7 protein-coding genes and 1 pseudogene are annotated in these 5,368 nt (G+C 67.7%); 6 read left to right on the top strand and 2 right to left on the bottom strand.

Features of this window, described 5'->3' with window-relative positions:
• The first annotated feature begins 180 nt into the window (after window positions 1-180).
• The 6 genes and pseudogenes from AB0J36_RS34250 to AB0J36_RS34225 all read left to right on the top strand — a co-directional run bounded on the left by AB0J36_RS34250 (window position 181) and on the right by AB0J36_RS34225 (window position 3,720).
• Window positions 181-633 (top strand): VOC family protein, encoded by a 453-nt coding sequence (locus AB0J36_RS34250; RefSeq protein ID WP_363661588.1) that lies wholly within the window; start codon window positions 181-183, stop codon window positions 631-633.
• A gap of 193 nt (window positions 634-826) precedes the next feature.
• A pseudogene (locus tag AB0J36_RS34245) lies at window positions 827-1,024 on the top strand (hypothetical protein); the annotation flags it as partial.
• Window positions 1,009-1,386, top strand: coding sequence for a hypothetical protein (locus AB0J36_RS34240; RefSeq protein WP_363661587.1), 378 nt, complete (start codon window positions 1,009-1,011; stop codon window positions 1,384-1,386). The pseudogene AB0J36_RS34245 and the gene AB0J36_RS34240, both read left to right, overlap by 16 nt.
• Before the next feature lie 154 nt (window positions 1,387-1,540).
• Entirely contained in the window at window positions 1,541-1,747 is a 207-nt protein-coding gene (locus AB0J36_RS34235; protein ID WP_363661586.1) for a hypothetical protein, read from the top strand.
• A 170-nt stretch (window positions 1,748-1,917) separates the two neighbouring features.
• Entirely contained in the window at window positions 1,918-3,156 is a 1,239-nt protein-coding gene (locus tag AB0J36_RS34230; RefSeq protein WP_363661585.1) for an FAD-dependent monooxygenase, read from the top strand.
• 126 nt (window positions 3,157-3,282) lie between these two features.
• Entirely contained in the window at window positions 3,283-3,720 is a 438-nt protein-coding gene (locus AB0J36_RS34225) for a GNAT family N-acetyltransferase (protein WP_357123197.1), read from the top strand.
• 153 nt (window positions 3,721-3,873) lie between these two features.
• Here the strand turns inward: AB0J36_RS34225 and AB0J36_RS34220 are convergent, their stop codons facing one another.
• Both AB0J36_RS34220 and AB0J36_RS34215 read right to left on the bottom strand, forming a co-directional pair.
• A complete protein-coding gene (locus AB0J36_RS34220; protein ID WP_357171397.1) occupies window positions 3,874-4,443 on the bottom strand; it encodes an NADAR family protein in 570 nt (189 codons plus the stop codon).
• A 478-nt stretch (window positions 4,444-4,921) separates the two neighbouring features.
• Window positions 4,922-5,368 (bottom strand): RICIN domain-containing protein (locus AB0J36_RS34215; RefSeq protein ID WP_363661584.1); only part of this gene is annotated, 447 nt, incomplete at its 5' end.

Raw genomic sequence — 5,368 nt, 5'->3', positions numbered from 1 at the left:
TCTCACCACCTCGCTCCACCTACCTAAACCCAACAACACCTCACGCTGGTACACCGCCCCTCGCGCATCCCCCCCAGAGTCGCGTCCGGTCAGGTCGCGGTGGTCACCTCGGCCTCGACCTGGCGATTCATCTTGGGTAGGTGGGGAGACGCCGCTGGCGGTGTCCGGCATGCTGTGGGCATGACCGAGGAACCGAAGAGTCGTTCCGCCTCATCCAGCGATACGGTGCTCGCCGCATCGCCAGTGATCTCGGTGATGTTGATCGTCTCTGATGCAGAGGCCGCAGTCGCCTGGTACAGGACTGCGCTTGGCGCGACGGAGCTGTGGAACCTTGGTGGCGTGGCCGGCCTCGCGATCAGCGGCGCCCCCTTCTTCCTCCACCAGGTCAATCCCGAGAACCCGACAGAGACGAGTCCTGGCCAGGTCGGAATCACGAGCACCCGCATCGAGGTGTTCGTCGATGACCCCGACACCTTCATCGAGCGCGCCGTCGCGGCCGGCGCAGTCGCCGGAGCGGCAATCGAGGATCACCGCGTGCCCTGGGGGACGCACCGTCAAGGTGGCTTCACGGACCCGTTCGGTCACAACTGGTCCGTGGGCGACACCTCGCCCCTGCGCACGTTCCCCCGTTGATCGGGCGAGCCTGCTCATGACGCCGCGTCTGGCCCGGCTCGAACGCGAAGAACGCCCCGGCCGAAAGTCGGAACCGAGGACCGTGACCACGCCCGCCGTGCCGTCGCCGCGTTGAAGCTCGTCTACGGCGCCACGTTCGCCAACGCCGTCGCGATAACCACCGGCGATCTCGGCGAGCGGCTCTCCTCCTACGAGTACCCGAGCCTGCTAGCGGGCGGCCAACGCACCCCACCTCGTCGCGCTCGTGCGTGTGGACGCCCGCTTCGAACATGGCAAACTCGTCGGACGCCCCGCGGCCACCCCGGCCACCAAGGCCCCCGCCGCCACCCAACCAAGATCACCCAATCACACGTTGGCATCGCAGAGGAGGCACACGTGGGCGATCCGGTGAAGGATGCCACGCTCGAAGGTCCCATTCCAGAGGCTTGGCGGCCGACGCTCAAGGCGGTCGTGGACTCGCTGGTGGGACGAGACGCCGCCATCGGCGCAGGCCTGCCGCCGGTAGACCCAGTTCCTACCGAAATCTCGCAGAAATGCCGCCAGGCGATTGACAACTACGGTGACGTCACGCTGATCACCCCACCAGACGAATCCTGGAACACATCAGTCGCATTGTGGTTCGGCGATCACTGGCGCTGCCTGGTCGACCTCTGGACCGAAGAGGAAGGCAGGAGCGACCTGGTGCTCGATGTCGACGTCTTCGAGAACGGACCTGGATACCGCTACCGCGTGAACCTCGTCTACGTCCCCTGAACCACCGATCCACAGGTGGTGACAATCGCTCACGCGGCGTCTTGACTGTCATCGATGGTGGCCGGTTGACGACGTCTTGCGCCCGCCTGCGTCCCCACCCGCCGGTACGGCGTGATTAGCTGCCGCCCTGGCATCGGATAGCGAACGGATCGACGTGGCGTTGGCCAAGAAGGGCTCTCGGCTCATCCCGGTCGACAGCGTGGTCTACCGGTGGCGGGTGCGCGGAAGGCCAACCTACGCCCAAGCGCTCGGTGATCGACCGCTCACCCTCGCCGTCGAGCAAGCCGACTGCAAGGGCGGCGTACTGCTGGTCGACCTGCCCCAGGACCACCCGAGGACCGTGCGTCACCACCGGCGATGAACGCCAGCCCACCTGGAGCGCCAGATCCGGTTGTTGCGGTGATCGCTACTGTGGGGGTTCGCGGCTGTTTCGCGGGCAGGTTTCGATGCGCCGAGCGTTGTCGGGATGTACTGTCGGCCGCTTGGCTCCGGCGTTTCTCGCGGTTCGGATGGCGTGAGGTGGGAGGCGTCATGCGGGTAGCGGTGGCCGGCGCCGGTCTTGGCGGATTGTGTCTGGCTCAGGGGCTGGTGCGGGACGGCGTCGATGTGCACGTTTACGAGCGGGACAGTGGCCTTGACGTCCGCCGGCAGGGCTACCGGCTGCACTTGGACGCGCGGGCCGGGCTGGCGCTGCAGAGGTGTCTGCCGCCCGAGTTGTTCCGGCTCTTCCTCGCCACGACGGGCCGGCGCAGCACCGTGGTCACGGTACTGACCGCACAGCTGCGCGTCCTGCGCCGCATGGCAGTTGACCCGAACCTGGACCCGGGCGATCCGGCGACGCTGTCTACCTCGGTCGACCGGGGCACGCTGCGGGAAATCCTCGCCGCGGGGCTCGACGCTCGGATCCACTTCGGCCGTGAGCTCGTCGGGTACGCGCAGGAGGCCGACGGTGTGACCCTGCGCTTCGCGGACGGGTCGACCGAGGCCGCGGACGTGCTTGTCGGCGCGGACGGAGTGAATTCCGTCGTGCGCCGCACACTGTTGCCGGACGCACCGGTCGTGGACACCGGCTCGAGGGTCATCTACGGCAAGGTCCCATTGGACGACGCTGCGCGGCGGCTGATCCCGCCGGCCATGTACGAAGGGTTCACCGCCATCATCGGCGGCGATGTCGGTTTGGCCGCTGGGCTGGTCGAGTTTCAGCGGGCACCCGAGGACGCGGCGGCCGAGATCGCGCCTGGAATACGCGTCACGTCGACCGGGGACTATCTGATGTGGGGTCTGTCCGCCGGACGCGATCGGCTTGGCGCGCCGGACACCGAACTGGCCGTGGCCGACCCTGCGGCCTTACATGCCGTCGCGTGCCGGGCGATCCGTTCGTGGCACCCCGACCTGCGTGCACTGCTGGCCCGGACGGCCGTTGATGAGACCTTCTTCATCCGGGTCCGCAGCAGCGAACGCGTCGCCGCCTGGGCGCCAAGCCGGGTGACACTGCTCGGCGACGGGATCCACGCGATGAGCCCGGCCTGCGGCTCAGGCGCGAACACCGCGCTGATGGACGCGGCGAACCTGTGCGCTGCCCTCACCACCGGCAGCGACATCATCGCGGCGATAGCCCAATACGAGGAAGGCATGCGCGACTACGGCTTCGCCGCGGTGGAGGCCTCCCGGAAAGCGGATGCGGCGTACGCCGGCCGGGGAAACCCTGTGTGGCTCTGGATCGTCAACCACCTGCCCAAACCGCGCGGCGCCCGCCGCTCGGTGCGCTGATCTCGCATATCCGCGAGCTGGCGCAGTGAGCCAGCCTGTGCCGCAGCTGCCCACTGGGCACCCAAAGCGGCAGGTCCGGATGCAGTGTAGGAGCTGAACCGGCTTGTACGACGTATCGTGCCTCCCGTGGACGTCGAGGTGGAACTCGTCGAGGCTCTCGACGCGGAGAGCATCGAAGCGTTTTGCCGAGATGTGCCAAAGTTGTCGAGCCGGCCGAGTCGTCTGAGCCCGCAAGCTTTGGCCCGCATGATCGCGTTGCCTGAGTACCAGCTATTCGTCGCCCGGCAGAACGGGAGCATCTGCGGCACACTCACGCTCGCGGTTTACCAGGCGCCCGGCGGAGTGAAGGCCCGTATCGATGATGTCGTCGCCGAACAGACTGAAGGCGGGAAAGCGGTTGCCCTAAGGCTGATCCGAGAGGCCATACGGCGTGCCGTGGCGGCCGGCGCTGCTGGCGTCCAGGTCGTGTCCAAACCGGCATTGTCGGTGGCAAACAGTACCTTCGAACAGATCGGCTTCAGGCAGCAAGGCCCAGGGATCTACGTCCGGGTGTTCCATACCTAACCCCCGACTCCCGCTTCCGCAGGGCACGGCGGCGGTACGTCCAGGACGAGGCGCACTGTCATCGGCCAGTCCCGACGCCGCCTGCCCTTCTTCGCATGACGCCCCGTAGCGCACGGATCGTGGCGAGTCCGTGACCTAGGCGTCTAGCGACGGCTACCGTTCCGGCTGTTCGTGGAGGACGTCGCGAACTTGCATGAGCGCGAACCCGAGCAGGTTGAGGCCCCGCCAGCGAGCCGGTTCGGAGGCGACGGGGTCCTCTCGGGTTAGCCCGATACCCCAGATCCGGTCCACCGGGCTGGCCTCGACGAGAACCCGTCTTCCGGTACCGACCAGGAATTCGCGCAGCGCGGCGTGCTGTCCGAACTTAGCCAGGTTGCCGGCCACCACGATCTCGAAGCGGTGATCGTCCCAGGTCCGTTGATCGAAGCCGACGACCCGGCCGCCGAGCGCCTTGGCCGCGTGTGGGTGCGGCGCGGCGAGAACCCGCTCGGCCATCGCGTCGTCACCGAACACGGTGGCCTTGCGCCACATCATGTAGTGCTCGGCGGTCGCGAAGACGAGCCCGTCGATCATGAACGGCGTTGGCCACCACTGACTCAAGCATCCGGCGCCGACCCGGCCGTCGCGCTCCGGCTGGTGCCCCCAGAAGAACAGAAACTTGATCCGTTCCCCGCGCGCCTGCGCGGCGACCAGATCCGTGACGCTACGACATGAAGCCAGCATGATCGCGAGTGTCCTCGACCCGGACCCCGACGCGCCACAGTATTGTCCGAGGCAGAGCCGAGAGGGCGCTTGGCGGTAAGCGCCTCACCGACACCGCGCTCAGTCGGCGGCAGATCAGTATGCGGAAGCGGGCATGCGGACACGCACTGGGGCCACGCCGGTCGCGGGCGGTTGTCGAGGCCGTAGAACCCGACATGTCGGTTGCTCAGCTGCATCCGCAGGATGGTTCGGGAGTAGCCAGCGGACTCCAACTGCCTGTACGCGCGCTCGACCGTCCGTGCACTCAGCCGCGACGCCCGGGCCTGGCCCACGTACGGGTAGCGAGCGGACCAGGCCCGCGTCTGTCCGGATCGGTAGCTCGTGTCCCACCGTGATTGGGTCGCGGCCGACTCGGGCGCACAAAGCGTGCCCCCGAGTCGGCGCGACAATCGGCAGACCGTTACCGGCGGCCGAACTTGACACCCACCTCTGCTACTGGTCAGGCGGGTACGAACTGCCACTGCTGGTTGGTCCCGCCGTTGGCGGTCCACTGCACGACCTGCGCGCCGTCACTGGTCGAGGCGGCGGAGACGTCGGCCACGAGCCCGCTGCTGCGGCTGACGATGGTGTAGTAGCCGTCACCGGTGGGCCGCAGGTACCACGACTGGTTGGTGCCGCCGTTGGCCGACCACTGCTGTAGCTGCAGGCCCGTCGTGGTGCTGCCGGCGTTGACGTCGAGCATCTTTCCGGAGGCGGTGTAGCGCAGGGTGTAGGCGTCCTGGGTGGTGCTGATCGTCCAGGTGGGGGTGCCGCTCTGCTGGACCGCCTTGGCGCCGTCGGCGGTGGAGTTCCCGGCGATGGCGAGGGGCTTGCCGCTGTTGCGGTTGACGATGCGGTAGGTGCCTGCTGCCGGCCCGGTTCCACCGCTTCCGCCGAGGTTGAGGTA

This window comes from Micromonospora sp. NPDC049662 (assembly GCF_040675055.1).
Taxonomy (GTDB): Bacteria; Actinomycetota; Actinomycetes; order Mycobacteriales; family Micromonosporaceae; genus Micromonospora.
This window is presented reverse-complemented; position numbering and strand designations above follow the sequence as displayed.